This window comes from Variovorax sp. 20P10.2.4, assembly GCF_058244205.1.
This window is the reverse complement of record NZ_JBZAYE010000033.1, coordinates 1-26,168: the sequence shown is the minus strand read 5'-3', so window position 1 is coordinate 26,168 and position 26,168 is coordinate 1. Positions and strand designations below refer to the sequence as shown.

The 26,168-nt window shown below is 64.3% G+C and carries 29 protein-coding genes and 1 pseudogene; 10 read left to right on the top strand and 20 right to left on the bottom strand.

Going from position 1 to position 26,168, the window contains the following annotated elements; genetic code table 11:
* The 4 genes from AC27VN_RS05605 to AC27VN_RS05590 form a co-directional block, all read right to left on the bottom strand.
* Positions 1-1,108, bottom strand: a 1,108-nt coding sequence (locus AC27VN_RS05605; RefSeq protein WP_490875928.1) for a S1C family serine protease, incomplete at its 3' end; no start/stop codon positions are given.
* Positions 1,109-1,278: 170 nt separating this feature from the next.
* Positions 1,279-1,713, bottom strand: coding sequence for a hypothetical protein (locus AC27VN_RS05600; RefSeq protein WP_490875927.1), 435 nt, complete (start codon positions 1,711-1,713; stop codon positions 1,279-1,281).
* Positions 1,714-1,739: 26 nt separating this feature from the next.
* A complete protein-coding gene (locus tag AC27VN_RS05595) occupies positions 1,740-2,651 on the bottom strand; it encodes a hypothetical protein (RefSeq protein WP_490875926.1) in 912 nt (303 codons plus the stop codon).
* A 118-nt stretch (positions 2,652-2,769) separates the two neighbouring features.
* Positions 2,770-2,922, bottom strand: a complete 153-nt coding sequence (locus AC27VN_RS05590) for an Hsp70 family protein (RefSeq protein ID WP_490875925.1) — start codon at positions 2,920-2,922, stop codon at positions 2,770-2,772.
* A 230-nt stretch (positions 2,923-3,152) separates the two neighbouring features.
* Here AC27VN_RS05590 and AC27VN_RS05585 point away from each other — a divergent pair, with 230 nt between their 5' ends.
* Positions 3,153-4,040 carry a hypothetical protein gene (locus tag AC27VN_RS05585; protein WP_490875924.1) on the top strand — a complete coding sequence of 296 codons (888 nt, stop codon included), beginning with the start codon at positions 3,153-3,155 and terminating at the stop codon, positions 4,038-4,040.
* Between the two features lie 148 nt (positions 4,041-4,188).
* Here the strand turns inward: AC27VN_RS05585 and AC27VN_RS05580 are convergent, their stop codons facing one another.
* Genes AC27VN_RS05580 through AC27VN_RS05565 form a run of 4 tightly spaced genes read right to left on the bottom strand, consistent with a single transcriptional unit; the run spans position 4,189 to position 9,907 of the window.
* The gene (locus tag AC27VN_RS05580) at positions 4,189-5,637 is read right to left on the bottom strand and encodes a hypothetical protein (protein ID WP_490875923.1); all 1,449 of its coding nucleotides are present in this window, start codon (positions 5,635-5,637) and stop codon (positions 4,189-4,191) included.
* Positions 5,634-7,025, bottom strand: a complete 1,392-nt coding sequence (locus AC27VN_RS05575) for a CHAT domain-containing protein (RefSeq protein ID WP_490875922.1) — start codon at positions 7,023-7,025, stop codon at positions 5,634-5,636. The genes AC27VN_RS05580 and AC27VN_RS05575 overlap by 4 nt, the downstream gene beginning before the upstream one ends.
* Positions 7,022-8,557 carry a hypothetical protein gene (locus tag AC27VN_RS05570; RefSeq protein ID WP_490875921.1) on the bottom strand — a complete coding sequence of 512 codons (1,536 nt, stop codon included), beginning with the start codon at positions 8,555-8,557 and terminating at the stop codon, positions 7,022-7,024. Before AC27VN_RS05570 ends, AC27VN_RS05575 begins: the two co-directional genes overlap by 4 nt.
* Positions 8,558-8,563: 6 nt before the next feature.
* Positions 8,564-9,907 (bottom strand): hypothetical protein, encoded by a 1,344-nt coding sequence (locus AC27VN_RS05565; protein ID WP_490875920.1) that lies wholly within the window; start codon positions 9,905-9,907, stop codon positions 8,564-8,566.
* Between the two features lie 212 nt (positions 9,908-10,119).
* Between AC27VN_RS05565 and AC27VN_RS05560 the strand changes: the two are divergent.
* The 3 genes and pseudogenes from AC27VN_RS05560 to AC27VN_RS05550 all read left to right on the top strand — a co-directional run bounded on the left by AC27VN_RS05560 (position 10,120) and on the right by AC27VN_RS05550 (position 12,531).
* Positions 10,120-11,113 (top strand): annotated as a pseudogene (locus AC27VN_RS05560) (IS5 family transposase).
* A gap of 118 nt (positions 11,114-11,231) precedes the next feature.
* Positions 11,232-12,098 carry a hypothetical protein gene (locus AC27VN_RS05555; RefSeq protein ID WP_490875919.1) on the top strand — a complete coding sequence of 289 codons (867 nt, stop codon included), beginning with the start codon at positions 11,232-11,234 and terminating at the stop codon, positions 12,096-12,098.
* Positions 12,099-12,111: 13 nt separating this feature from the next.
* Positions 12,112-12,531 (top strand): hypothetical protein, encoded by a 420-nt coding sequence (locus tag AC27VN_RS05550; protein WP_490875918.1) that lies wholly within the window; start codon positions 12,112-12,114, stop codon positions 12,529-12,531.
* A gap of 164 nt (positions 12,532-12,695) precedes the next feature.
* Here the strand turns inward: AC27VN_RS05550 and AC27VN_RS05545 are convergent, their stop codons facing one another.
* Complete coding sequence (locus AC27VN_RS05545; protein ID WP_296785780.1) at positions 12,696-13,304, bottom strand: TetR/AcrR family transcriptional regulator; 609 nt, start codon at positions 13,302-13,304, stop codon at positions 12,696-12,698.
* 78 nt (positions 13,305-13,382) lie between these two features.
* Between AC27VN_RS05545 and AC27VN_RS05540 the strand changes: the two genes are divergently transcribed.
* Positions 13,383-14,018 carry an NAD(P)H-dependent oxidoreductase gene (locus tag AC27VN_RS05540; RefSeq protein ID WP_490875917.1) on the top strand — a complete coding sequence of 212 codons (636 nt, stop codon included), beginning with the start codon at positions 13,383-13,385 and terminating at the stop codon, positions 14,016-14,018.
* 20 nt (positions 14,019-14,038) lie between these two features.
* Here the strand turns inward: AC27VN_RS05540 and AC27VN_RS05535 are convergent, their stop codons facing one another.
* From AC27VN_RS05535 to AC27VN_RS05515, 5 genes are all read right to left on the bottom strand, one after another.
* Positions 14,039-14,359: a hypothetical protein gene (locus AC27VN_RS05535; protein ID WP_490875916.1), complete on the bottom strand. Its 321-nt coding sequence runs from the start codon at positions 14,357-14,359 to the stop codon at positions 14,039-14,041.
* Position 14,360: 1 nt separating this feature from the next.
* Positions 14,361-15,230 (bottom strand): hypothetical protein, encoded by an 870-nt coding sequence (locus AC27VN_RS05530; protein WP_490875915.1) that lies wholly within the window; start codon positions 15,228-15,230, stop codon positions 14,361-14,363.
* Positions 15,231-15,314: 84 nt separating this feature from the next.
* A complete protein-coding gene (locus AC27VN_RS05525; protein WP_490875914.1) occupies positions 15,315-15,881 on the bottom strand; it encodes a hypothetical protein in 567 nt (188 codons plus the stop codon).
* 39 nt (positions 15,882-15,920) lie between these two features.
* On the bottom strand, positions 15,921-16,424 hold the full coding sequence (locus AC27VN_RS05520; protein ID WP_490875913.1) for a hypothetical protein: 504 nt from the start codon (positions 16,422-16,424) through the stop codon (positions 15,921-15,923).
* Between the two features lie 70 nt (positions 16,425-16,494).
* Positions 16,495-17,619 (bottom strand): 3-deoxy-7-phosphoheptulonate synthase, encoded by a 1,125-nt coding sequence (locus AC27VN_RS05515; protein WP_281077600.1) that lies wholly within the window; start codon positions 17,617-17,619, stop codon positions 16,495-16,497.
* 123 nt (positions 17,620-17,742) lie between these two features.
* Between AC27VN_RS05515 and AC27VN_RS05510 the strand changes: the two genes are divergently transcribed.
* Positions 17,743-18,333, top strand: coding sequence for a hypothetical protein (locus tag AC27VN_RS05510; RefSeq protein WP_490875912.1), 591 nt, complete (start codon positions 17,743-17,745; stop codon positions 18,331-18,333).
* A gap of 3 nt (positions 18,334-18,336) precedes the next feature.
* Here AC27VN_RS05510 and AC27VN_RS05505 read toward each other — a convergent pair whose 3' ends face one another.
* The 4 genes from AC27VN_RS05505 to AC27VN_RS05490 all read right to left on the bottom strand — a co-directional run bounded on the left by AC27VN_RS05505 (position 18,337) and on the right by AC27VN_RS05490 (position 20,545).
* Positions 18,337-18,573 carry a hypothetical protein gene (locus AC27VN_RS05505; RefSeq protein ID WP_093352645.1) on the bottom strand — a complete coding sequence of 79 codons (237 nt, stop codon included), beginning with the start codon at positions 18,571-18,573 and terminating at the stop codon, positions 18,337-18,339.
* A gap of 40 nt (positions 18,574-18,613) precedes the next feature.
* The gene (gene kdsA / locus AC27VN_RS05500; protein WP_296795160.1) at positions 18,614-19,459 is read right to left on the bottom strand and encodes a 3-deoxy-8-phosphooctulonate synthase; all 846 of its coding nucleotides are present in this window, start codon (positions 19,457-19,459) and stop codon (positions 18,614-18,616) included.
* Between the two features lie 71 nt (positions 19,460-19,530).
* Complete coding sequence (locus AC27VN_RS05495) at positions 19,531-20,040, bottom strand: hypothetical protein (RefSeq protein ID WP_490875911.1); 510 nt, start codon at positions 20,038-20,040, stop codon at positions 19,531-19,533.
* A gap of 169 nt (positions 20,041-20,209) precedes the next feature.
* Positions 20,210-20,545, bottom strand: coding sequence for a YnfA family protein (locus AC27VN_RS05490; protein WP_057591221.1), 336 nt, complete (start codon positions 20,543-20,545; stop codon positions 20,210-20,212).
* 164 nt (positions 20,546-20,709) lie between these two features.
* Between AC27VN_RS05490 and AC27VN_RS05485 the strand changes: the two genes are divergently transcribed.
* Both AC27VN_RS05485 and AC27VN_RS05480 read left to right on the top strand, forming a co-directional pair.
* Positions 20,710-21,996, top strand: a complete 1,287-nt coding sequence (locus tag AC27VN_RS05485; protein WP_490875910.1) for a retroviral-like aspartic protease family protein — start codon at positions 20,710-20,712, stop codon at positions 21,994-21,996.
* Positions 21,997-22,062: 66 nt separating this feature from the next.
* Positions 22,063-22,533: a surface-adhesin E family protein gene (locus tag AC27VN_RS05480; RefSeq protein WP_490875909.1), complete on the top strand. Its 471-nt coding sequence runs from the start codon at positions 22,063-22,065 to the stop codon at positions 22,531-22,533.
* A 22-nt stretch (positions 22,534-22,555) separates the two neighbouring features.
* Here AC27VN_RS05480 and AC27VN_RS05475 read toward each other — a convergent pair whose 3' ends face one another.
* Together AC27VN_RS05475 and AC27VN_RS05470 are read right to left on the bottom strand one after the other, a co-directional pair.
* The gene (locus tag AC27VN_RS05475; protein WP_490875908.1) at positions 22,556-24,511 is read right to left on the bottom strand and encodes a PAS domain-containing hybrid sensor histidine kinase/response regulator; all 1,956 of its coding nucleotides are present in this window, start codon (positions 24,509-24,511) and stop codon (positions 22,556-22,558) included.
* Between the two features lie 392 nt (positions 24,512-24,903).
* The gene (locus AC27VN_RS05470; RefSeq protein ID WP_143129246.1) at positions 24,904-25,326 is read right to left on the bottom strand and encodes a hypothetical protein; all 423 of its coding nucleotides are present in this window, start codon (positions 25,324-25,326) and stop codon (positions 24,904-24,906) included.
* Between the two features lie 199 nt (positions 25,327-25,525).
* Here AC27VN_RS05470 and AC27VN_RS05465 point away from each other — a divergent pair, with 199 nt between their 5' ends.
* Both AC27VN_RS05465 and AC27VN_RS05460 read left to right on the top strand, forming a co-directional pair.
* The gene (locus AC27VN_RS05465; RefSeq protein WP_490875907.1) at positions 25,526-25,705 is read left to right on the top strand and encodes a hypothetical protein; all 180 of its coding nucleotides are present in this window, start codon (positions 25,526-25,528) and stop codon (positions 25,703-25,705) included.
* Positions 25,690-26,168: NAD(P)/FAD-dependent oxidoreductase (locus AC27VN_RS05460; RefSeq protein WP_490875906.1), on the top strand; the 479-nt coding region annotated here is incomplete at its 3' end. The genes AC27VN_RS05465 and AC27VN_RS05460, both read left to right, overlap by 16 nt.

Sequence of the window (26,168 nt, the reverse complement as noted above, 5' to 3'; positions counted from 1 at the left end):
GCGGCGTCTCGAAGCCGTCGACGCGCACCTCGAGCACCTGCTCCGTGCGGTCGCGCCACACCATCAGGCGCACGCTGTCGCCCGGCGTCTGTTCGGCGATGAAGCCCAGCGCATCGGCCGCCTGCACCACCTCGCGGCCCTGCACCGCCAGGATCACGTCGCCCGGCCTCAGCCCGCCGGTCTCGGCCGCGCCGCGTGGCTCCACGTAGTTCACCAGCGCGCCGGCCGGGCGCGGCAGGCGGAAGGTGTCGGCCAGCGCCTGCCCCACCTCCTGCACCGACACGCCGATGCGCCCGCGCGTGACCTTGCCGGTGGCCAGCAACTGGTCCTTGATGCGCATGGCCGCGTCGATCGGAATCGCGAACGAGAGGCCCTGGTAGCCGCCGCTGCGGCTGTAGATGCGCGAGTTGATCCCGATCACCTCGCCGCGCAGGTTGAACAGCGGCCCGCCCGAATTGCCGGGGTTGATCGGCACGTCGGTCTGCAGGAACTGCATGTACTCCGCGCCCGGCAGCAAGCGCCCCTTCGCGCTCACGATGCCGGCCGTCACCGAGTTGCCGAAGCCGTAGGGCGAACCGATCGCCACCACGCCGTCGCCCGGCTCCACGCTCGAAGGCTCGCCGATGCGCACCGTGGGCAGGCCGCTCGCATCGATCTTGAGCAGCGCCACGTCGGCCACCGCGTCGAGCCCGACCAGGCGCGCGCGGAACTCGCGCCGGTCCGGCAGCTTCACCGTGATCTGCGTGCCGCGCGCCACCACGTGCGCGTTGGTCAGGATCAGCCCGTCGGCGCTGATGAGAAAGCCCGTGCCCAGGCTGGCCTGGTCGGTTTCGGCGGGCTGCGGCTGCGCGCCGGGCACCAGCAGCAGCCAGCGGTCGCTGAGGCGGCGCGCCGGCGCCGAAGGCCGCTCCACGCCGATGTGGACCACGGCCGGCCCATAGCTCTTGACCAGCTCCGCGAGCCCCGAACTCGGCCACGGCATCGCCGCCTGCAGCGGCCCGCCGAACGCCAGCCCCGCGAGCACGACCGCCAGCGCCGCGCAGAAGCGCCACGTCCGCGTGCTCGCTCCGGCGGCGCGCGGCGAGGGTCTGGCGGACGAAACGGTCATGGCGGTCTTTCAGGAGCAAGGTGGGCCCAGCCGCACGATGCGCCGACGAACAGGGTCGAGGCGCGCGGACGGGGCGGGCCTCGAAGACAAGACGGTCTGGAGTGGGCGGAACTGCGCTTTGTCATGAAAATTTCACGCACCAGAACCGATGCGCGCGGCCGCTGTGGACCTCAGGGCGCGGGCAGAGCGCTTCGCTTCTGCCGCATCCGCCGCACCATGACCGCAAGCCTGTATCCCAGGAGCGCGCCGAGCAGCGCGACGGCGACGCCCACGACCATCTGCCGGGTCAGGTCCTCGAGCATCGGGGCGTACTTGTTGTGCAGCGTCCAGGCGACGCCGACGGCGGTGAAGCCGCACCAGGGCAGCGCGAAAGCCAGGATCCAGAGCAAGCCCCCGCGCGACTGGAAAAGGAATGCCAGCCCGAACGAGAACAGCGCCAGGGTCGCAGCGGCCTGGATCATCAAGGCCACGACGTCGCGCGTTCCGGGCGCCCAGCCCGCGGGGAGGTGCGGCATCAGGGCATTCGAACTCACCAGCATCAAGGCGGCAAAGAGCAGGACGTCGGCGCCGATGAGGATCAGGAGGTTTCTCGTGAAGCGGAGCATGTTCGGTGATATCGAGCCGCTCACGCTCAGACAAGTGGCTTGGCACACTGCCAGAGCCCCAGGGCCACCATCAGCAGCACGGAAGCGAATAACGCATTGCGGATGATCCATTGCGTGCGGGAACTGAACATCGGCGGTTCCTTGTCCGGCAGGCCGAGCCACTCCGGCTGGTAGGTGGGTTCGGGGTGCGGGGCATCGGTGGCATGCCGTTCGCGCGGCAACGCGTCGTGCCATCCATCCCACTGCGCGATGTTTTTCGAACCGACCGTGACCACGACCCATTGCCCGTAGTTCAACATCAACCAGTTCAGCATGCGGAACGTTCGCACCAGGTCGGTATCGCTCGGTCGACGGCCGGCGCGAATGCGGTCCATCAGGTCGACCTGCAATTCACGGGCATTGGTCACTTGCGACTCGAAAGCATCGCGACCGAGGACCGCGGCATGAATTTCGGCGCCGGGTATGCCGTAGTAGCGCAGACGGTCCGGATCGAGATCCCAGGCAAAGGCGACGACGGCGGCCTCGAACAGATTTTCGTGACCGGGCTGCCATCCCGCGGCAAGCAGACGAACCAGCATGCGTTCGAAGTGCTGCCGTACCTCGATCGCCTGAAGCGCCGGCTCATTCGAGATGTCCGTCATCCGCGCCATGACCTCAGCGCTGTCGCTCAAGCGGGTCGAGAGCAGGGTGTCGAATGCCTGGCGCGCGACTTCGTCGGCCGCGAGCGCAGCCACCGTGGGCGCATCGTCCACCTCCCTGCGCTCGCACCAGGCGATCGCCTCCTCGTAGGCGGTACGGAGTTGCTGGAACGATTCCAGGTCGGCTTCCTGGTCGATCGTCTTGACCCGCCGGGCGTAGGCTCGACGGATATCCTGGACGGACGCATCGAGTCCGAGTTCCAGGAACCGAAGGCCTGGGGGGATGGGGATTGCTGTCATCTCTTGATTCGAATTGCGAGCCGTCGTGCGTGCGCCCGTCTCGCTCGATGCGCTGCAGGCACTCGGCCAGATTTCGGGCTTCGGCGTCGATACCGCTCTCGGGGAGAGCGACCGAACATCAGGGTCGCCAGCTTGCGGGCCGCTGGCATTCCATGATGCCCTCGAACAGCTCGAGAATCGATATGCCGAAGGTGCCGCCGCCGAGATCGAAGACCAGGAAGCGGCTCTTGCCGCGGCGTTGATTCACGCCATACGCCTTCGATCGATCCATCTGCGTTGCGTCTTCTCCTGTCGGCGAATGTATCCGAAGCCTGCGAGCGCCACCCGGCCGGGCCAGTGCAAATCGACGCCCGGCTGAAAGGCCACGCCCTCCGAAATCGCGTCCAGGAAGAACGGCGTGCACCGCAGGCGATCGATCTGTCGTTGAAGAAACGGCGTGCTAACGTCCATCCCAAGATGGGCCTCGCCCGAGGCCCGACAACGACGAGGAAAGCCGGCTCGATGAGTTTGACCCGCGCATGGTCGCGCCTCCAGTCACTGCGCGACGAGCCGGCCCGCAGCGACGTGCTGCTGACGCGCGCGGCCCTGATCTTCTGCGTTCCGATCATGCTGGCCTATGGCTGCGCCGGGCTCGTCTATGGCGAGCTGCCGATGCTCACGCCGTTCGGCTTCGTCGAGATGCCCGGCGCCTGCGCCTGGCTCACGGCCGCGATGGCCTTCGCGCTCGCGGTGCTGGCGACCGACTGGCTGGTGCGCGGCGAGCTGGCCACCCCGCGTGCCTCGGTGATCGTCACGACGCGCTCATGGCGCGTGGGCGATCCGCCGATGCCCGCCCTGCCCCCGCATGTGTGGCCGCAGCCGCGCAGCTCGCCGCTGCGCATCGCCTGCCTCGGCATCGCGGCGGTGGCCTGTGCCTCGGCACTGGTAGGACGCGCCACGCTCGCGCTGGGCTGGCAGGCCTTCGCGCGGCCGGGCGGACTGGCGCCGAACGCGGAATGGCCGCTGTATCCGCTGCAGTGGCTCTGGCCCTGGCTGCTGCCGCTGACCCGCCGCCCTGTGGTGCTGGGCACGATCGTGGTGGGCGCGGTGCTGCTGCTGGCCGCTTACCTGCTGGCATGGCGCAAGGTGCGCGGCGCCTGGCTGCCGTTCATCACGATGCTGCCGCTGCTGGTGGCGGTCCATTTCCTCGGCGCCGCCGGCTTCGACTTCGCGGCCGCGCGCGGCCTCGGCGGGATCGTCGAGCCCGAGCTGTCGGCCGCGCTGGCGCAGCGTCCCGGGCACTACAACATCCACACCTTCCTGAGCCTGTGGTGCGCCATCGGGGCGCTCACGGTCGGGATGATCGGGGGCTTCTGGCTGGAGGCCTCGTCGGTGTTCGAAGAGGACTGAGCGGGCCCCGGCGCGAGCGGCTCAGGTAACCGCGATCGAGAATCGCGTTCTGCAGACCATCCCTAGCGGGAGTCTTGGCTAGTACAGGTCACTTCTCCTCAGTGCCACGCAACTCCTCGGACCGCGCACCCAAGACAAGGAGTCATGCTTAGATTGTGGCGAGGGGCTGGGCCGCAGCGGGAAGACGCACGGTGGGGTCCCCAAGAATGACCATCGACGCTCTATCCATCGCAACAAGCTTGGTACGAACAGCACGCTCAGCAGCACCCGGTTTGAATTCGTTTACTGCGGTAATCGCAGCCAGGTGGTCGAGAAGGAGCGCGCCCACGGCTCGGAAGTATCCATCTAGCGCCAGGCCAATGGGCGTGCGAGTCGTGTTGTGCAATAGCTCAACGAATGCATATTGAAGCGATGCACCAAGGTTCTGACCCGTCGTATCACGCAAAGTCCAGTCGAAGGTAGGTTCGATATGACCAACAAAGGCACGCGCTGGAATCTGCGCCGAAAGCAGAGCCTGCGGAAGCGGCGCGACGGCATTGCCAACACCGGCGACCGCGTTAAGCATTCTGGAGATATTGCCTTGCCCAGAAAGAATCTCCGCAAACTCGCTCTTCGCCGACGTTCCAGCGGAACAACAGGCATGCGCGTACCATATGCAACCGTCCGGATTCCATTGCCTTATCTCGTCCAAATCAAGCAAGACATGACCCGCATCCAAGGGGACCCCGATGTGAGCGCGCATCGCGGATGCATCGTCCAGCGGAAAAGTCGCCCCGTGGCTAGACGTCATCACGAAGGCGGGACGTCGCTGCTTTAGGGCTGCAACAAGATCCGGTCCGGTTGCCCCAGCATCGGCAAGATGGCCACCTTCCATCAGAAACTCGTGCTCTGGATCGGCCGCCAATGCCCCCGCGATGCGGTCGGCCAGGGTCACACGCATCAGCCTAGTGATATCCGGGTGGCCATGATCCACCGCCCAAACGATCGGCCGACTACGTTGTGCTTGACTCTCATCCCACTCGTTTAATAGCGCGCCGACGTAGCGCCCAAGTGCGTCAGGATCCAGTGAAACTCGGCCAACGTAAGCTTCCAATTGCAAGCGGTATTGCACGTTCCATGGAATCTCCTCAGGCGACGCGGCAATCATCAGGTAGCGCGGCACCGCTAACACTCCAGTTCCGCGTTCGCCAGAGAGCAACAAATCTGCGGCCTGACGATCTGTGTAGTAGCGTCTAAGGCGACCGGACTCAAGACCCGGTCGCCAGCGAAGTACAGGTGCACCTCCTCTCGCTGCCACCAATTCTCGGAGTGGAACCGGAAGATCAATCCCCCTCGCCTTCTCGGCATCGCTCATCGACGAGTTATCTGGAACCACAATTCCCCATCCCACGCGGCCATCACGCCAGTTTGCCAACTCCAACGGAGCAAAGGCCAGCGGTTCAAAAATCTTGTCATGGGCCGCGGCGAGCATCGATCGGTTCGCCCACGCTTTTGCTTTATCGCGAAGAAGACAATCTTCAATAGAGCCACTGCCAGACCAAGCATTAACCCTGAGAAGAGATTCAAAACCGAGGGAATCTAGGCTTTCTGAAGTCATGAGGGAAATCTCCCATCAACGCTTGGCCAAAGCTCAGGGGGGATATCCGCAAGCACGGCATCCATGATCTCTCGGCGACCGGCTTCATCAAGAGATTCGCGTACTTTCTGCAACCACTGCGCAATTCGGAGAAGTCGCTCCTGAATTGCCTGCGTCGTAGCAAGCGGGGCATCCGAAGACTTCCGCAACCGAAGAGCCTCAACGCCTCGTACATAGAGTACCGGCAGCGCCCATTGCCGCGCGTTCAACGGGTCTCCTCCATTATTTTCACAAATCGCCTGGCGGGCCTGATACATCGCAGGAGAAAACTCCAACTCGACAGTTTCACCGGCCAGTCCTTCTGCAAGCGATCTCTCGATACGAACAAGATCACTAAAGAGATTTTGGTAAAAAAACTCTGTGAACTTGTGCGCATCCCGAGCATCTACCGCCTCAGTCATCGCGATGGCCGCAGGAAATCCCGCAGCAACAGCTTGGTGCGCGATCGACGTAAGCTCAATCGAGGCAGCGGCGGCAGAGCAGCAGTTAAGCGTCAACAACCAAGTGTTCTGCGCCGTCAAAACACCCGTTAGTTGCTTGACGTTTAATCGAACTGATCCCGTATGAACGGCGCCATCAAGGTAGTCAGCATGCGTAGCCAGTTCGAGAGCCGGTTCTACGCCCGCTTCGCCCGCCCGCCCATGACAAAAGAAATGAAGAATGTGCGGTCGAAAATTAGCCATCTCCTGTACCAACCAAGTCGACGAGGCCTGAAGCCCAGAGAGAATGACGTCTGGCAGACCTTGATCAATACTCGCCTGAACCGCCGCATGAGTTGCCGGATCGCCAACAACAACATGCAGCCGAATCCGTAACCCAGACTGCCGTGCAGTCTCGATCGCCTTTTCGAGAACCTCCCACTCTCTTTGCTGACCGCGAATTTTCAAAGCGGAGATTATTGCAAATATTCTAATAGGCAACTGAAAAATACATGCAGGATGCGACTGTCCATCTGCGGCATCGCTAATACGACCGATCGGCCAACGCTGATCGAGCGCCATAAAACTATCATTCGCGTCACAGAGAGTTTCCCACGAGATCCTCTCTGCCTCACCCGCGGCGAGTCGCACAAATATCGGTTCAATCCGACTAGGAGGAAGTTGTGCCAGATGATCGAGAATCGGAACAAGGCCGGAATGCGCTCGTAATGCATCCCGTACTCGCATCCCGCGAAGACGCACAGCCATACTCTCTGTCCATCTCGCCAGCTCATCAGCTTTTAAATCAAATTTTTGATACTCTTTAGCAGCAGGCGGAATGGCGATAGAGCTACGGTCAGCTCGCACTGCAAGCACGTCGCCATCTTGCCCCGAGATTCCAAAGGTATCTATAGAGAAGACCGTTCTCACTTTATGTCTCCGCGTCGTTTTGCAAGATCAGCAACCGCCGCCCGAAGATCCTGCAGCGTCGTATCCAGCGCATCCCCATAAGCGGATGCAATAGAACTTGGCAATAGGTCATCGCGTACCATCTTCTGATAATTCAGCTGAAGTCCATCAACGAATCTCTCCGTTGCCGCAAGCCAAGGAGCAGTATTCTCCTCCGCGTCGAACATAGAGTCTGTTGGCGACGAGCGCTCCGCGTTGCGAATTGACGCTCGCTGAATATCATTTCTCGCCACTTCAGGTACTGACGTCAGGGGAGCACGGCTCTTCAACTCAAATGGAACTTGAGTAAGAGAATCTTCAGCCTGTGCTACTACTTCCGCGCCATCAGAGCCAACCTTTGGAGTTGAAGAACCTCGCACCAAATACGGTTGGCAAAAGAGAAAAACCGCTGAAGATTGTGGAGGCGGCACAGGCTCGCTCTTGTAGAGAAAGCCGTATACCAACTTTAAAGCACGCCCAAACCTATCGATTCGGAAATCGTGCATCAGCGCTGGTCCAGGACGCGACTGCCCCATCTCATCAACAAGAGAGCGCAGTCCAGCTGCAGATTTGCTGCCATGCAGGATTTCAAATCCGGTCGACCACGCCCCAACTTGTGTTAAGAACGTACTCAACTCGTTTGCACCAACTGAACCCAAAAGGTAATTTTTTGTACGATCAAGCGGTGATTCCGAGAAAAGCAGGGTGCCTCGTCCTTGCATGAGATGCCCGCGACAGCAAAAGTGAACTACATCGATAGCGCGATCGCGCAAAGCATCCCGCATCCACAAAAGCCACGAGGACCTAACTCCATCCGAATTTTCTATTGCGCACGATTCGGCAGTTTCGAAACGAGCAGATCCTGCTGATTTTTGAACAAGAACACGACCAGATTCTATTTCTTCGCTGAAGCGACGCCGCAGATCCTTTTCAAAAGAGGCATTTGCGAATATCTGCACCCGCGTTTTTCGAGGTGACCCAGAAAGAATGCGACGTACCGTAATAACAAGCGCTGCGTAGACATCTCGCTCGCCAACTCCAAGAGGAGCGCTTGCGCACACGGCCACCTCGAGCGACGAGATCGCCTCGCGTGGCGGCGGAAAAATGAAGTCTGGAAGCATTAGCACCGGCACGCACAGAGCGGATACCAAGTCGCGCTCCCAAGGCAAGAAGCGCAGCGCGCCATACGGTTTCACCAGATGGACCCATAAGGGCCGATCTTTAAGATTTTCAAAAAGATCAAAGGCATGAAATATTTTCCTCAGGATACCTTCCGGGAGCCGAGGCTCGGGCACATCCTGGACTCTATTATCGCTAGAGCTTAGATACTCTTGAATGCCAAGCGAATTGAACGGTACATCCCAATATTCAAGATCGACTAACGAACCTTCTACCCGTCCTTGCAGGGTAAGTTTGACCATGGTCGAACTCGTCACCTCGAGAGATCGAGGAGCATCTGGCATCTCGACCTTCAAAACGACAATGTCGTATTGGCGTTTGAGCAGTTCAGCCATTTTTTCTCAAGCGGACAGATGTGCGGTTGCGAGGAGCCAGCTCAACCACCAAGTACCAGGGTTTGATATGTCTCCATGCCCGGAAATCAAACGGGTCCCATCCACTCCTATCAACCTCTTTTCCGCAAAATCGTATCTGCCACCAACGTCCTGTATCTTGACAAGGCTTGCTCCTGACGCTTGTGGCCCATAGCCCCCCATTGCGGCATATTCGCTTGGAGGGTCTCCGGCTGAACGAGTCTCGAGCTCACCAAGATCCGCATACCGGCGTACTGCCACGTGAAAAAGCTTTGTTAGCGCAACGTCATTCGCGCTATACGTTGCAACTATTGGCTGCCTGACTCGACCGAGTGCTACGCAGTAGCCACCCGGTTGATTGCGATCAGGGACCTGCTCGGCGAAGGCATATTGCGAGACAGCCGGTTGTAATAAAAGCGCCGACTCGACGGGGCGTGCAATCGCACCAGGGCTGCTCAGTGCGGTCATCACGACTTTGCAGCCAAAGGAGTGCCCAAGAAGATGCAAACGGCTGGAAGAGCGTTCAAGCAACTCAACGAGTAAAGGGGAAACCCCGCGCCGACCAACAATCCCAGCGCGATCCTTCATCTTCCATACCGTGAAAGGCTTTACGATCTGGCGCGGGTCTAGCTTCTCGAGGATGCTTCCGAAACCTGCAGCAGTGACGCCGGGGCCCGCCGCACTGGGCGGCACCGTCCCGACATCGTCATAGTTAGGCTCAGAAAAATTCCTGGCCGCGCTGAGCAAATCCGCGCTCGTTGGTGCCCCCTCCCTATCGCCCTCATCGTCGGGCTTCACCAGCGGCACAAGGAGATCCGCGAGTTCTCTGGCCTCTGCTTGGCTCAAGCTCGGCGAGTTCACCAACACCAGAAAGCGTTCTCGAGATTGAACGGGTAGCTCCTCAGCAATATCGCGCAAGTTTCTTGCATCACCTTGGGCAACCGCCGCTTGCGCTACTGGGTCTCCAGCCGCAAAGCCTGGGCCAGTTTCTGATTCGAACCATGCCAATGCCTGACTTGGCCAAAATATCCCCACCAGCAGTGGATTGAAGACCGCAGGAGCGGCTAAGTGGTGTTCCCGCCGTAGCGCTTGCCACCCTTCGATAAAGTTCTTATAGCGCTGGGTCGCTGCGCTCCAATCGTTGTTCCAACCGTGCGAGAAGAGAAAGATGTCACTATGGCTCGCAGCGGCATCAAGAAGATGGGCACGGGTCTGCGGCGCTTCACACTTTCCGTCAGTATCAAAGGGAACAATGTAGTAGGGCACCGCCACGCCGTCTACCGAGGTAAGTATCTGGTAGGGGCCTGAGGAAGGAGCAGTTGCAGTGGACATCGCTTACCTCACGATAGGAAAAGAGGCCGCAGGTTGCATTGGCTGTAACGCTTTGTCAATACCGCATTAGGTCGATATGAATGAGACCCTGCGCCTTAGCACCACGAGAATCATCAGCGGAGAATATCTGGGGATCGTCTGTAAAACCGGTCCAAGCCTTGCATGATCTGAACCCATGATTCAAACGCGCAACGCCGCCGAGTCAGCTCGGTTTGGGTCTGAACCTGTCGACGAAGACGGGCAAGCGCGAGTTCCTCGATGAAATGGATCGGGTATTTCCACGGAGCGCGCTGGCGCAGATCGTCGAGCCACACAACCTACGGGCGAAGACCGGTCGCCCGTCCTTCGCCATCGAGACGATGCTGCACATTCACTATCTGCAGCAATGGTTCGGACTGAGTGATCAACCATGAAAGAGGCGCTGCACGATGTGCCCTTGTACCGGGAGTTTGCTGGTCTGGGTGACGGCGCGAGCCGTCTGCCCGACGAGACCGCCATCTTGCGATTCCGCCGTCCGCTTGAAGCTCATGACTTGGCCGTAGACATGCTGCGCGTGGTCAACGAAATCCTGCAGGCCAAGGGTCTGATGTTGCGCACGGGAACGGCCGTGGATGCAACTTTGATCGCGGCGCCCAGTTCGACCAAGGATGCTGAAGGTGAACGTGACCCGCAGATGCATCAGGTCAAGAAGGGCAACCAGTGGTACTTCGGCATGAAGGCGCACACTGGCGTCGATACCGCATCAGGCCTCTGCACACCGTAGTGGGCACAGCGGCGAACGTCAGCGACATCAACGTCGCCGGTGCGCTCCTGCATGGCGAGGAACACGCGGCATTCGGCGGCTCGGGCTATCAGGGCGTGTACAAGCGAGCGGAGGCCGCGAGGCCGACCTGGCACGTGGCGATGCGTCCTGGCAAACGCAGGCGGTCGAATCCGTTTATCGAACCCGAATTCGTGACCGAGCGGATGGAGAAGATGAAAGCCGGCATCCGAGCCAAGGTAGAGCACCCGTTCCGAGTGATCAAGTGGCAGTTCGGCTTCACCAAGGTTCGCTACCGAGGCTTGATGAAGAACACAGCGCAGATCGTCACTCGGTTTGCGCTGTCGAACCTGTGGATCGATGCCGGGGCTGATCGTCTGAATGGCTCGTTATCACGCGATTCATTTAGCCGCGATCGAGAATCGCGTTCTGCAGACCATTCTTAGAACTGATGGTCCTCACGCACGAAGATGACACGGGAAAACTGCTGCCTTCACCATCCAACAGTCTTGACAGACGGATAGTTTGAATCAATGCTCTCTCCTTATCGATGGGAGCAAAGAAATGGCAATAAATGGCTCATACCGCATTTGGACAGCTACCGCGAACGGGGAAATACTGGATCCACCGGACTCAACGAATAAGTACCCGGACCCCAGTAAGCCGGCGGCTCTGGACATCTACTTCGGTATCGACCCATCTGTACCTCAAGTCCCATCGAAGGAGCGAATAGAACTTCACGCCGAGCTTGAGAAAGTTTTGGGCGCGGTGCGCAGACTGTATGCACCGCACGATTCCACGCCTAGTTCGAAGTTCCGTCGTTACTACGTGCGATTGTTTCGGGTGGCTCAGTTGGGATTGGAGGGGGACAACTCTCCATCAGATATCGCAAGGTCGGCACTGAACAAGGTGACGCAGGACCTTCTGGACGATGAGGCGGGCCATATCAAGAACGGGCACATGATGGCGCTCGGTCGCGCGGTTGTGAAGGCAAGCATTCCGCCTTTGCTCATCTACCTTCTGCTCAACTTAGTACCCGTCCAGTACCTTGGCCCATGGCTTGAAAAGCTTGGCATCGTTCGGGAGATAGCATCGAATTTCATGCTTCTTTGGCTAGGTTGCTTCACCGGTGTTTGGCTCTCCTACGGTATCCGTACATCAACCGTTACGCTCGCCGATCTGACAACCACCGATGCAGACCGGCTTGTGCCATCCATCCGACTTCTATTCGCAGGTCTTCTTACGATGCTGCTAGGAGTGCTTTTCGTGCTCGGCATCGTCGAGATAAAGCTCGGATCACTCGTCGTCACGTCGATTGCGAACGACGCAACTCTCGCTTTTTTGGTTGGCGCTCTTTGTGGAATCAGCGAGGCGACACTGCCGTCGATTGCCTCGAAGCGAGCCGCAGCCTTCATTGCTGAGATCAAGTAACGAATGAAAGGGAATGCACATGTCGGAAAATATCTACCGCGATTTAGCCTTCACGCTCCAGCAGACACGGAGCGCACTTGTTGAAATAGGAATTGGTGATTCCTCCACAATAGCCCGCCATGACTCCCTTTTGCTGGCCGGTACCGCCGAAACCGTATGGCGCGCTGCAATGCTGGCCATAACCAATCCAGCTCCTCTCTCAGACCCGAACGAATCACGCCTGATCGAGGCAACGGTGCGACTGAATATTGCCACTCGCGTACTCGAGCGCCACGGTCGGGACGTCCATAAGGACCGGCTATCGATCCGCCACGTCCACGACATACTGGACAACACCATCCATATCCTTCAGGTCGTGGGCCGCTGGCCTCCGGATCCGCTGCCATTCGAGCAGGGCGGAGAAGACCACAAGCCATCGTCCCCACGGGGATAGCATCAGCAGGCTGCTGAAAACGAAGCAGCATCCCACCCGAAGGTGAGTTTCAGCGGTTTACTCAGTGGCAGGTAGTACAGCCATGCAGATGAGCATCCGTCGTCGGTCCGTCCGGATTCACTCGGGACGCCGGATGCTCCTGTTCTGAGCGCACTCCGCGTGTTTCACGTCCTGCGCGCGATCCGCACGATGGCGTCGTAGATCTCGTGCTCCGCATCCGCCGGCTCGATCTCGCCCGCGGCCGCCGCGAACGAGACGGCCTCCGCCGTGCCCAGCATCGCGCGCATGCCCGCGAGCGCGAGCGGCTGCTTGGCAAAGGGCTGCAGTGCATCGCGGCACTTGGCGAGAAACAACGCCTCGTGCTCCTTCTTGAGCGCATCGAGTTCGGGCGAGCCGGCCAGCGCGGCGCTCACGCCCGGCATCTCGCGGCCCATCTCCATCACGCAGTTGAGGTAGGTGGCGGCGATCACCTTGGCCACGGCCGGCAGCGACCGGGCCGCCACCCGCAGGGCCTCGTCCATCAGCGCGTGCTGCCGGCCGTCGTACTCCTCGTAGAGCACGCCGAGCAGCCCGGTGCGCGTGCCGAAATGGTCGTAGACCACGGGCTTGGTCACGCCCGCGCGCTCGGCCAGATAGCCCAGCGTGAGCGCGTCGGTGCCTTCGCCGCGCACGATGGACCACGCCACGTCCAGCAGCTGGCGGTTGCGTTCCTCCTTGGGCAGGCGCTTCTTCGCCGCGACTTGCACGGCCGGTTTCGTCGGGTTGCTTGACATCCTTAAACTACCAAAGGTAACCTACGAAGCGTAGACTGCTAAAGGTAGTTTACACCCAGCCTCAAAGGAACCACCCCCATGCATGCCCTCATCGTCGTCAGCCATCCCTCCCCGCAGTCGCTCACGCACGCCATCGCGCGCTCGTTCGCCGAGGGCGTCGAGGCCTCCGGCGAGCACAGCACCGAGATCGCCGACCTCGCCGCGGAGGGCTTCCAGCCGGCCTTCAGCCAGGCCGATGCCACCGCCTACCTGCTGCAGGCGCCGCTGCCGGCCGACGTGCTGCGCGAGCAGCAACGCATCGACCGCGCCGACGCACTGGTGCTCGTCTATCCCGTCTACTGGTGGTCGTTCCCGGGCCAGCTCAAGGGCTGGATCGACCGCGTGTTCTCCAACGGCTGGGCCTACGACGAGCGGCCCGATGGCTCGCTCGGCAAGCGGCTCGGCCACCTCCCGATCCATCTGATCGGCATCGGCGGCGCGGACGGCGGCACCTATGCGCGGCACGGCTACGACAAGGCGATGCGCACGCAGATCGACCATGGCATCTTCGATTTCTGCGGCGCGCCGGTGCTCAGCTCGGAGTTCCTGGTCGATGTGAATGGGCAGGGCGGGGCCGCGCATCTGGTCACCGCGCGGGCGCTTGGCGGCAATGCGTTCTCGAAGGGCGCGCCGGCCGGTGGCAAGCGCGCCGACGCGGTCGAACTGGCCGGGTAGCCAGGCAGCGCGCGGAAGGCTCAGCCCTCGTCCGGCGGCGTCTTCTCGATGACCCACTTCGCGCCGAGCCGCTCGCGCGTGGCCTGGAAGCCCGGTTCGAGGTCGGCGAGTTCGACGATCGACGGATCGATGTCGAGGACATGGCCGAGCCCCGCGAGCGCCACGTCCTCGATCGCTTCGCTCACGCCGTCCAGGAACTGCCATCCGTGGTCATCGTCGTCGTGCGAAACCCGCAGGATCGGACGGCTCCGGTCCAGGACGCTCTTCGAGAAGATCGTCGCGCAGTTCCGGGGTTGGTCGAAGGGCCACTCCGCCGGGATCGAGCGATTGCGAGGTTCCATATCAGCGACCTCCCTGGCGCACTTTCGAGTCCTGGATGAGCGCCTGAAGGCGGTCGACAGGCAGCTCGTGAAAGGTCTGATAGCGATCCGCTCGTTTGCCGTCGGGCAGTTGATAGACCTTCGCAGATGCTCCCAACTGCTTCAGCCTGAGCAGGAGCTGGAGCAGGGAATCCGGAAAACCTGGGCTCAACCGATCGAAGAGGGGTCGAACGACGAGAGGTGCCGTCGAAGGCGATTCCTTGATTTCAGAATACTTGAGATGGAAGACGGACCGGATGGCTTTCATTGCTTCAATCCGCTGCGGGCCAAGATCGACGACCAGGAATGCAATCAGAGGCAACAAGGTATTCGCTCGTTCGTACCCTATCGAGTACTCCTTCTGCATGCGGGAGTATCCATTCGGCCACCGCATCTCGAGCTCGCTGGGCGTCATTGACGTATTGAATTCCCATTCGATTGCAGGTGGCGAGTTTTCGTCGAACACATAGACGGATCTGCGCTTCTGGTCCCAAGACATGGTGCGCGCGTTGCTCCAGGCGAACTCGATATGGAGTCGTACGCGATCACAGTACAAGCGATGTATCAGGCGTTCGAACTTGTCGAGCCACCGATCGACTTCATGGTCGGCCTTCTTCAATCCGGCCGCGAAATGGATCATCCTTCCCCCATAGGCAACCATGAAATCTGTCACCGGAGGAAATGAGAACATCCCGCGACTCAACGGAGGCCAGTCGTCCTGCGCAGGCAGACTTTCGATGACTGCTTCGTTGTACCTCCGAATCGCGACGACCTGATCCTCCCAGGGCACGCCACCGCTTTCCGGATTCATTGCTTCGGCCAGATAGCCGTAGACGCGGCAGGCTTCTCCCATCCATCACTCCCCTAGAAAGAAGAGCGAGCATATCGGCTGCTCGCGTCTATCTTGGTCATGCCCATGAAGGCATGCGGCGTGAGGTCAGGACTCGAAGGCCGCGCGAAGCGACGCCTCCACCTTCGCGTCCTCGATCTCGGGCAGCAGCATGACCACGCCCTCGCTGGCCCATTGCGTCAGGGCATCGAGCAGCGCCAGGCCAGGCGGAAGCCATGGCGAACCCGGCGTGGCCTCCTGCACCGCCGCCAGGCTCGAACCCCGGCGCAAGGTATCGGCGCGCTGAACGATGAGGAAGCGCGACCGCGTGGCCCCGTTGCCGAGCCACAGCCCGCCGGGCGCGAGCAAATATTCGCCACGGGGCGATCGCATGTAGGTGGACGCGTCGCTGCCGAAGAACAGCCGTCCGCCGTCGAAGTCGGCGAGGTACTCGTAGTCCCCCGCGAGCAGGCCGTACTCGGTGTTCTTGCTCGAGCGGGACCATGCGATCGATTCGGCCAGCTTCACGCGCCGCGGTTCGCCGACACGCGCCAGCGACTTCGCGTCCACGAAGGCGTATTCCCCCTGCGGCGCCGCCCACGCGGCGACAGGCAGCGCGGCGATGCCGATGAGCAGTTGTCGTCGATCCATCCGGATTCCCTCTAGACGTTCCATGAAGCCACCCCTTCTTCCTGGCGGATCATGGCATGCCGCCTAGAACGGCTTGCTCTTCAAGCCTTTCAACACCGTCGCAAGAACGGCCGTGGCGGCCTGCGGGTCGGACGTCTCCACCGACACCCAGAAACCATGAATGCGGAAGCGGGACACATACGCGATGTAGTGGATGTATTCATCGCTCCCCTCGATGCGACCGAGATAGGAGATCTCCGCCGCTGTTTCGTCCTCGTTCATCCGGACGGAGTCGTCGAGAAAATGGATCGTGCGGCCGCCCCTCACTTGGCGTTCGAGCTTTTTCCGCTCGCGGACCACGCCGGCCGCGACCGCGTAGATCTGCCCCTCGCGCACGGAGACCAGGTGCTCGGAAATCACCAGAGACGCCAGCGGCTCCTTGGAGATGAAGCTCCACACGCCCTCGCCACGTACCTCGGTATCGATCCAGTTCTGGGCCAGGTTCAGTTCGAAGTTTCTCGCTTCGACCCGAGGCGCGCTGTGACAGGCGCCCAACACGGCGAGCAGAAAGACGAAGACGAAGCGCACGGTTCCTCCCGTGGTTTTCTGGATGCAAGGTGCGAACGAGACTGCAGGCAGGCAACGCGCCCGGATTCCCTCAGCCCTTCGCCAACCGCCGCCGCGCCTTCACCGCCGAAGCCAGCCCCTCGAGCACCGGCACCGTCTGCGCGAAGCCGATGCAGGCATCGGTGATCGACACGCCGTGCTTGAGCGCCACGCCGGGCTTGAGGTCCTGCCGCCCTTCCTCGAGATGGCTCTCGATCATGAGGCCGGTGATGCGCCGCTCGCCGCCCGCGATCTGCGCCGCCACGTCTTCCGCCACCACGATCTGGCGCTGGTGCTGCTTGCTGCTGTTGCCGTGCGAGACGTCGATCATGACCTGCGGACGCAGGCCGTTCGCCAGCAGCGCCTGGCAGCTGGACTCGACATCGGCGGCCGAATAGTTGGGCGCCTTGCCGCCGCGCAGGATCACGTGGCAGTCGTCGTTGCCGCGGGTCTCGAAGATCGCCGCCATGCCCATCTTGGTCATGCCCATGAAGGCATGCGGCGCGCGGGCCGCGAGGATGGCGTCGGCCGCGACCTTGACGCTGCCGTCGGTGCCGTTCTTGAAACCGACGGGGCAGCTCAGGCCCGAGGCCAGCTGCCGGTGGCTCTGGCTCTCGGTGGTGCGCGCGCCGATGGCGCCCCAGGCGATCAGGTCGGCGATGAACTGCGGGCTCAAGAGGTCGAGGAACTCGGTGCCGGTCGGCAGGCCCAGCGTGGTCAGCTCGAGCAGCAGGCGTCGCGCGCGCTCCAGGCCCTCGTTGATGGCGAAGCTGCCGTCCAGGTGCGGATCGTTGATGTAGCCCTTCCAGCCCACGGTGGTACGCGGCTTCTCGAAGTAGGCGCGCATCACGATCAGCAGGTCGTCCTGCAGCGAATCGGCCACCTTCTTCAGGCGCTGCGCGTACTCGATGGCCTGGTCGTGATCATGGATCGAGCACGGGCCGACCACCACCACCAGCCGGTCGTCGCGGCCATGCAGCACGTCGGCGATCGCGGCGCGGGCACCCTCGACCAGCGCCAGGGTGTTGTCGCGCACGGGCACGCGCTCCTGCAGCAGCGCGGGGGTCATGAGCGGGCGCACGGCGCCGATGCGCACGTCATCGATCCGGGTGGTGTCGAGCGTGCTGTCGCGGGAGCCGATTTCGGCGTCGTGGAGGGGGTCGTCGAGGCGGGGCATGGTCGTGGGGTGGTGTCGGGGGAGCTCCCGCGATTGTCCTCTCGAAAATGCCCACGGCCTCCCGGGCCCGCATCCGGATAATGCGTCGCCCACCACCGCAGGAGACGAGGATGGAGACAGAACATGGGACGTGAAGCGACCTGCGCCGCGCGCGTCGGCGACGAATCGGCCGAGGTCAAGGCCCTGCTCGAATCGACCGAGCTGATCCTGCGCGGCGCCATCAAGCGCCGCTATGCGATCGCGGCCTTGGCGCAGGTGCAGGCCACGGCCGGCGAGCTGCGCTTCGAGGCGAACGGCGAAGCGGTCGCGCTGGCGCTCGGCGACACCGAGAGCCAGCGCTGGGCCACGAAGATCGCCACGCCGCCGCCCTCGCTCGCGTCCAAGCTCGGCGTGGGACCGGCGCAACCCGCGTTCGTGCTCGGCCGCGTCGACGATGCGGCGCTGACCGAAGCGCTGCGCGGCGCGCGCACCGACGACGCAGCGGCCGCGCATTCGGTCGTGGCCGTGGTCCGCAGCGACGCCGAGCTCGCGGCCACGCTCGAGGCGCATGCCGCGCTGCCCTGCCCCGGGCTCTGGATCGTCCATCCCAAGGGGCGCGGCGCCTCGATCGGCGATAGCGCGATCCGGCAGGCGCTGCGCGAGCGCGGCTATGTCGACCACAAGACCTCGGGGGTCTCCGAGGCGCTCACGGCCACGCGCTACGTCCGGCGCTGAGCGCTAGAAATACCGCGCCCGCCGGTCGTCGCGCGGACCGACCGCGAGGTCTTCCGACAGGCCCTTGAGCACGGCAAAGCCGGCCTGGAGCGCATCGAGGTAGGTGGGGAATCCCGCCGCGGCTTCGAGCAGGCGCTCGTACTCGGGCGAACCGTCGAACGATTCGAGCAGCACCCAGTAGTACTCGCTCGTGTCGTGCTGTTCCACCGTCAGCGCGATGGAGATGAGAGGGCCGAACATGCGGGGATGCTCGCAGCCCCGCATGACGGTCTGAAGAAAGCTAGATCTTCAGGACGGGGAACGACTTCACGAGGTCGTCGAGCGACTTGAGTTGCGTCATCAAGGGCTCGAGCTGGTGCAGCGGCAGCGCGCTCGGTCCGTCGCACTTGGCCTGGGCCGGATCGGGGTGGGCCTCGATGAACAGGCCCGCGAGGCCCAGCGCCATGCCGGCGCGCGCGAGGTCCACGAGCTGTTCGCGGCGGCCGCCCGAGGCGGCGGCGCCGGCCTCGCGCTGCTGCAGCGCATGGGTCACGTCGAAGATCACCGGCAGGTCGCCCGTGGTCTTCTTCATCACGCCGAAGCCCAGCATGTCGACCACCAGGTTGTCGTAGCCGAAGCAGGTGCCGCGGTCGCACAGGATGATCTGGTCGTTGCCCGCTTCCCTGAACTTCTCGACGATGTTGAACATCTGGCTCGGGCTCAGGAACTGCGGCTTCTTGATGTTGATGACGCGGCCGGTCCTGGCGAGCGCCACCACCAGGTCGGTCTGGCGCGCGAGGAAGGCCGGCAGCTGCAGCACGTCGACCACCTCGGCCACCGGCGCGGCCTGGGCCGGCTCGTGGACGTCGGTCAGCACCGGCACGCCGAAGGCCGACTTCACCTCCTGCAGGATGCGCAGGCCCTCGTCGAGGCCGGGGCCGCGGTACGAGTGGATCGACGAGCGGTTGGCCTTGTCGAAGCTTCCCTTGAACACGTAGGGAATGCCGAGCTTGCCGGTGACGCGCACGAACTCCTCGGCGGTGCGCAGCGCCAGGTCCTTCGACTCGAGCACGTTGACGCCGCCGAACAGCACGAAGGGGCCGTCGTTGCGCACGCCGATACCGGGGGGGATGGTGACGTTTTTCATGGGGGAGCTCCTGTCCTGAATCTTGGGGCCTATTGTCGACGCTCCCGACGACCGGGCTCCAGGCCGGGGGCTCAGGGCATCTTCACGGCGATCTGCGACAGCCCGCGCAGGTGGCGCGGCCCGAGGCGCGCGTCGTTGGCCGAGATCAGGCACAGCGCGCCCAGGTGCGGCTCGAGCGGGCCACCGTTCTTCTCGTACAGCACCAGCGCCTTCTCGCCGATGGGGCTGTTGTAGAGCTCGTTCCAGCTGAAGATGGCCTGGTAGCCGTCGTCGCCGAGCGCGACCACCACGCAGCGCTTGAGCTCCGAGCGCGGCCGCTCGGAAAAGCCGCAGGCATCGAGCACGTCGATCAGCCGCGCGCCCGCGTAGCTGTCGACCTGCGCCACGGCACGGCCCGAATAGCACAGCACCTGGGTCGGGCCGAGGTCGTGGCGCACCATGCGCTCGAGCGCCTCGCGCGCGAACGCGGCCGGCCGCGGCACGCCGCCGAGCACGTGCAGCAGGGCACCTGCGCGCGGATTCGGGCTTTCTTCGCCCGCGAAGCGGCGCGGCTCCACGGGCACAACGGCATCCAGGCTCATCGTGGTTCCTCGGTGATCGACAGGTGGCAGGCCGGCATTCTGCGCGGCGGTCCCGGCTGGCGCGATCCGCTTCGGCGTATGGCCGCCATCCGCGAAACAGGATTTCGCCATATTCCACTCGACATAGCGAAAGCCGAATCTACCGCCGATCCGATGCCCCTGCCAGTCGTCAGCGCGCCAGCCGCGGCCCCGCCATGATGATGAACATGCCGAGCAGGCTGACCCCCACGCCGACCCAGTCGGTCACGCTCGGCTGCACCTTGTCGACCGCCCAGAGCCACAGCACCGCCACGCCGATGTAGACCCCGCCATAGGCCGCGTACACCCGGCCCGCCGCGGTCGGGTGCAGGGTCAGCAGCCAGGCGAACAGCGCCAGCGAGACCGCCGCGGGCAGCAGCAGCCAGGCCGAATGGCCCTGGCGCAGCCAGAGATAGGGCAGGTAGCAGCCCACGATCTCGGCCAGCGCGGTGGCGACGAAGAGGGCGAAGGTCTTGAGCAGGTCCATGCGGGGATTCTCGGCGCGGATCGCGCCACCGTCGGCCGCTCGGGCCCGGCGCGTGCCAGGCCCGCGACACCCCGGCTAGGTATACTTTCCGACACATTTTTGCGGCAACCGGCCCCCGCTCGCGCGGGAAGACGCACACAACGCCGGTGCCTCGGGAGGACCTCATGGACGAGCACACGGGATCGCGGCGCGAACCGCAGTGGACGGGAGACATCGCAGCCGCGGCCCCCGGCTGGGAGCCGGGCTTCCTGCGCGACGACCGCGAACGCGGGCGCAAGGCCGGTCCGCTGCTGTGGGGCCTGGCGGCCCTCTCGCTGGCGGCGCTCGAGGCCACCACGCTGTTCTTCGGACGCTCGGAAGCGATGTCCCCGGCGTTCCGCATCGGCACCGCGCTGGGCGCCCTGCTCTGGCCCTTCGTCGTGGTGCTGCTCTGCTCGCTCTGGGACCACCGCTTCAGCCAGCGCCGCGGCGTCAAGGTCTTCGCCTGGACCTGCCTCGTGCTGGCGGCCGTGTCCTTCGCGAGCATCGCCACCACCCGCGGCTACTGGCAGCGCTGGCTCAACAAGGACAACCTCACCGCCGAGGACTTCCGGCGCCAGGCCGGGCGCTGCGCGCGCGAAGCCGACCTGGCCTGCGAGGAAGCCAACTGGCAGGACTACGTGCGCCTGCTGCCCGGCGACACCCTCGGCCTGGCCAACCTCGGCATGGCACAGGCCCGGCGCGGCAAGCACCAGCAGGCGGTCGAGAACTTCGAGCGCGCCGAAGCGCTCGGCGAAGGCGCCTACGACCTGTTCGCCTTCCATGCCGACAGCCTCTCGAAGCTGGGCCGCGGCGAGGAGGCGATCGCGTGGTCCTACAAGGCGCTGGCGGCGCAGCCCGCGCTGGTGGACGTGCGCGCCAAACTCGCGCGCCTGCTGGTCGCGGCCGGCCGGCCCTACGAAGCCCTGTCGCTGCTGCAGGCCTACGACAGCCAGGCCCAGGCGCGCGGCAGCCCGCTCTATTTCGCGGGCCAGCGCATCGCCATCGAGACCGCCATCGACCAGAGCGGCGCCGCCGCGGCCCCGGAGCGCGCCGGCCTGCGCCTGCCGGCCTATGGCGGGCACTTCTTCGCGCCGGTCAACCTCGGCGAAGCCAAGGCCATGGCCTTCATGGTCGACACCGGCGCCACGCGGCTGTCGCTGGCGGAAGAGACGCTGCGGCAATCGAAGGTGGCCTACCGCGTCGTCGATCCGAGCGTCAGGATGTTCACCGCCGACGGCCGCCGGGTCGTCGCCAAGGCGATCGTGATCGATGCCATCCGCATCGGCCGCTTCGAGCTCAAGAACGTGCAGGCCATCACCTGCGCCGACTGCCTGCCGCTGCTCGGTCAGTCGGTGCTGTCGATGTTCGACATGCGCTCCAGCAAGGTCCAGGGGCTGGAGTTCATGACGCTGGTGAAGCGCGGCGGCTGAGCGCCGGTGCTCGAGCGCGACAGGCCCCGCGGAACCCCGACAAGAAAAGACGCGCAGGAGGATGCGATGAACTCACCGACCCGGCTGCGCCACATCGCGCTGGCCCTCGCCTGCGCCTGCACCGTGCCCCATGCGCTCGCCACCGATTGGCGCCGCGTCGGCAACCCGACACCGGATGGCGACAACATCTACCTCGACGTGAACGGCCCCGCGCGGGAGCCGGGCGGCCATGTCGTCGCGAGCCTGCTGTTCGACTATGGGCAGGAACATCGGACCGCCGACGGTCGCGCCTATGGGTCCGACGTCCGGATCACGCGGATCGATTGCCAGCGGGAACGCCTCGCGGACCAGAGCATCGTGAGCTACGCGGGACGTGCCAGCCAGGGACCGGTGGTTCGACGCATGGTGCGCGCACCGTCGGAGGCCGAGGCCGCCATGGAACCCGCGCTCGCGCACTCCACCGGGCAGGCCATCGTCTGGGCCGTGTGCGAACTCATGGTGCGCGGCAAGCCGCGGGGCTACAAGCCACCGCCTTGAGCCGTCCGACGAGGCGCCGGGCTCAACCTGTCGTGCTCCCTGGCCGCTCCTCCTGGAACAACCGCTCCAGCATCCGCGCCAGCCGGTCCACGTCCACCGGCTTGGTCAGGTGTCCGAGGAAGCCGGTCTCGAAGCTGGTGTCACGGTCGCTGGGCTGGCCGTAGCCGGTCACGGCGATCAGCGCGGGCGGGTCGACCAGTTCGGCGCGCAGCCGGCGCGCAACCTCGTGGCCGTCGATGCCGGGCAGGCCGATGTCGAGCAGCACGACGTCGGGCCGGCCGGCCTTGACCGCCTCGATCGCCGCGAAGCCGTCGTGCACGACCGCGCTGGCATAGCCCAGCGCGTCCATCAGCAGCGCCATGGTCTCGGCGGCGTCCTGGTTGTCGTCGACCACCAGCACCAGCCGTTCGCCGGGCGCCCGGCCCGAGGTGCCCTCGCCCGCCAGCGGCTCGGCCACGGCCGCCAGGTTGACGACGAACTCGCTGCCCTCGCCCGCGCGCCCGCTGCTGAACACGCTGACCCGGCCGCCATGCAGCGCGACCAGCTGCTGCACCAGGCTCAGCCCGAGGCCAAGGCCGCCCTTGGAGCGCGCGGCGTCCTGCTCGCCCTGCACGAACAGGTCGAAGATGCGGTGGACGTCCTGCGGCGCGATGCCCGGGCCGGTGTCGCGCACCACGATCTCGGCCTCGATCGGGCTGGCGCCCGCGACGCCGGGCGCGGTGGGGCCGGCGCCGAGCCGCAGCTCGATGCGCCCGCCGTTGTCGGTGAACTTGGCGGCGTTGTGCACCAGGTTGCTGACCACCTGCACCAGCCGCGCCCGGTCGCCCGTGACCCAGGGGTCGGCGCCATCGACCTGCAGGTCGAGCACCTGCGACTTCAGCGCGACCAGCGGACGCACCGTCTCGACCGCGTCGTGGATCACGTCGCGCAGCCGCACCGGCTTGGCCTCGAGGTGGATCTTGCCGCTGGTGATGCGGCCCACGTCGAGCAGGTCGTCGATCAGCCGGGTCATCTGCCGCAACTGCCGGTCGATGATGTCGCGCGTGCTGTTGAAGATGCGCGACTCGATCTTCTCGCGCTTGAGCAGCTCGAGCGCATTCGAGATCGGCGCGAGCGGGTTGCGCAGCTCGTGCCCGAGCATCGCGAGGAAGGTGGCCATGCGCCGCCCCTCGTCCTCCAGCGCGGTGATGCGCCGGCGCTCGCTGAGGTCGCGCGTGACCTTGGCGAAGCCCTTGTGGTGCCCCGCCGCGTCGTACAGCGCCGTGATGACCACGCTGGCCCAGAAGCGGCTGCCGTCCTTGCGCACGCGCCAGCCCTCGTCCTCGAAGCGGCCGTCGCGCAGCGCGTTGCGCAGCTCCTGCGCGGGCCAGCCGCTGGAGGCCACGTCGGGCGGATAGAAGGTCGAGAAGTGACGGCCGATGATCTCGGCCGCCTCGTAGCCCTTGTTCTTCTGCGCGCCCGCGTTCCAGCTGATCACGTGGCCCGCGGGGTCGAGCATGAAGATCGCATAGTCCTTCACGCCCTCGACCAGCAGCCGGAAGCGCTCCTCGCTCGCGCGCAGCAGTTCGTCCTGCAGGCGCCGTTCGCTGAGGTCGCGCGTGATCTTGGAGAAGCCGCGCACCGTGCCGTCGGGCCCGGTGAGCCGCGTGATGACCACGCTGGCCCAGAAGCGCGTGCCGTCCTTGCGCACGCGCCAGCCCTCGTCCTCGAAATGGCCCGCCTCCCGTGCCTGCGCAAGCTCCTGGCGCGGCCCGTCGCGCTGCTGCGCTTCGGCCGGATAGAGCATCGAGACATGGCGCCCGAGGATCTCGGGAGCTTCATAGCCGCTGACGAGCCGCGCACCGGCGTTCCAGCTCAGCACCATGCCATCGGGATCGAGGAAGAAGATCGCGTAGTCGGTGACGGCATCGATCATCTGCCGGTGATCGGCGTCCGACAGGTTGGCGATGGACAGCCACTCGGCGGCGGGATCTGGCATGTGTTTTGTTCTCTCGGACAGTGGGTTCGTGCCGGTTCCCCCTCGGCTGGACCGGGGAGTATTCCCCCGCCCGGCGGCCCGATCCGTGGGACGTTGCCGACATTTGCGGTCGGCCATCCTGCTGGGGCCACTGGATTCGGTTGGCCTGGCGGGCCAAACTGCCGAGGTGTCGAAAGAGAGATGCGAGCAGCTCGACCCACTCGAGCGTGGACGAGGGATCGGCGCCCTCGGCGGCGCCGTCGACGGTGATCGGGCTGTGTCGCCGTCCGGGGCGCGAGGAATTCAGCGGCCAGGATCAGCGGGGTTTTCGCATCGGTGCCTGCGCCGCTGCAACGCCTGGTCACGCAGCAGCGCCCCCCGTGCGCTGGACCGCAGGCCAGCGGGATCGGATCTCACTGTGCTGTGAGAACCACGATCTCGCCGTTGGAGCCGCGCTGATAGAACAGCTCGTTGCCTTTCAGGCGCACCTCGTTGCACCGGCTTTCGAGGGCCTTGCGCATGTCCTGGCAGAGCTTCGTGCCATCGAGCCGGACCGTGCCATCGAAGATGCCTCCACCGGGCCCGGCACCGGTGCCGCCGCGCCGGTACGCCAGCCGGAAGTAGTCGTCGGGGCCGAAGTCCATCGTCCAGCCCGTGCCATCCATTCGCGTGCCCACGAACTTCTTGCCGTTGAGGCCCTTGAGCGTCTCGGGCGTCAGTGCCACGGCCTCCGCCGGAAACTCCGGCGCGGCCGACTGGGCCAGCGCAGCCGGCAGAGCGATCCCGAGCGCAGCCGCTGCGAATGCGCAGCGACGGATATGTTGCAGGGTTCTCATGCTTTCGATCTCCTGTCCGCCTCAAGGCGTGAGTTGAAGCCCCCCTCCGGGCGCTCTGCGGCGGAAGTATTGAGACCGGCCCGTTCCTTGGCATCCTTCGAATCAAGTAGATCCTTGGCAGGCGCCGCACACGTCCCCTACAGCGGGGACAGACAAGCCGGGCCCCTGCGAACACCATCGCGCTGCAGGAGACACGCAGATGGAATGGCTGATCCCTTACAAGCTCGACACCGACGCGCCCGACGGCGGCCGGCCCTCGCTCCAGGCGCCATGCGCGCCGGAACCGGTGCCGCACGCCGCGCGGCATCGCAACGCATGGACGCGCGTGCGCGCCCTCTTCTTCCCCACCCCGATGCGCGCGCCATGCAGCAGGTCGTGATCGTCGGCGCGGGCCATGCGGGCTTCCAGTGCTGCGCCTCGCTGCGCCAGGAAGGTTTCGAGGGCGCCATCGTGCTGGTGGGCGACGAGGCCAGCCTGCCCTACCAGCGGCCGCCGCTGTCGAAGGCCTACCTGCTCGCGAAGGCGAGCGCGAGCGACCTGCATTTCCGGCCCGAGCGCTTCTTCGAGGAACAGCGCGTGCAGCGCGTGCAGGGCCGCGTCGAGCTGATCGACCGCGCCGCGCAGCGCGTGGTGCTGACGTCGGGCCAGGCGATCGCCTACGACCATCTCGTGATCGCCACCGGATCGAGCCCGCGCCGCATGCGCGTCGAGGGCGCGGAACTCGAGGGCGTGATGAGCCTGCAGACGCTGGCCGATGCCGACCGGCTGCGCGAGCGGCTGGCCGACAGCCGGCGCGCGGTGGTGATCGGCGCGGGCTTCATCGGGCTCGAGTTCGCCTCGGT